2 protein-coding genes are annotated in these 502 nt (G+C 68.3%); one reads left to right on the top strand and one right to left on the bottom strand.

Annotation, left to right across the window (positions count from 1 at the left end):
• A partial coding sequence (locus AC1DCP_RS26370) for a pseudouridine synthase family protein (RefSeq protein WP_476774866.1) occupies positions 1-227 on the top strand: 227 nt, incomplete at its 5' end.
• 50 nt (positions 228-277) lie between these two features.
• On the opposite strand, the gene AC1DCP_RS26365 is transcribed toward AC1DCP_RS26370, so the two are convergent.
• Positions 278-502 (bottom strand): peptide deformylase (locus tag AC1DCP_RS26365; RefSeq protein WP_476774865.1); only part of this gene is annotated, 225 nt, incomplete at its 5' end.

Here is a 502-nt window from a genome sequence, read left to right as displayed (position 1 = left end):
GCCTGTCGCTCGACGGCGTGCCGCTGAAGCCCGCCAAGGTGAGCTGGCAGAACGAGGAGCAGCTGCGCTTCGTGTTGCGCGAAGGCCGCAAGCGCCAGATTCGCCGCATGTGCGAGCAGGTTGGCCTGCGCGTGGTGGGCCTGAAGCGCGTGCGCATGGGCCGCATCGTGCTGGGCGACCTGCCGCCGGGCCAGTGGCGCTTCCTGGGGGCGTTCGAGAAGTTCTGACGTCAGGTTGCGCCTCCCTCGCCGGCAAGCGGTGAGGGAGGCCAGCCGCCTCAATCGTCGTAGTTCGCCGRCAGCTCCGGGAACAGCACCTCGGTGAAGCCGAAGCGCGTGAAGTCCTTCACCCGCATCGGGTACAGCACGCCGATCAGGTGGTCGCACTCATGCTGCACCACGCGCGCATGGAAGCCATCGGCCACCCGCTCGATCGGGTTCCCCATCGGGTCGAATCCCGAATACTTCAGTCGGGCATGGCGCGGCACCACGCCTCGCAGCCC

This window comes from Agrobacterium sp. 10T429 (assembly GCF_056393925.1).
The sequence above is the reverse complement of the archived record's forward strand: the minus strand, read 5'-3'. Positions and strand labels throughout refer to the sequence as shown.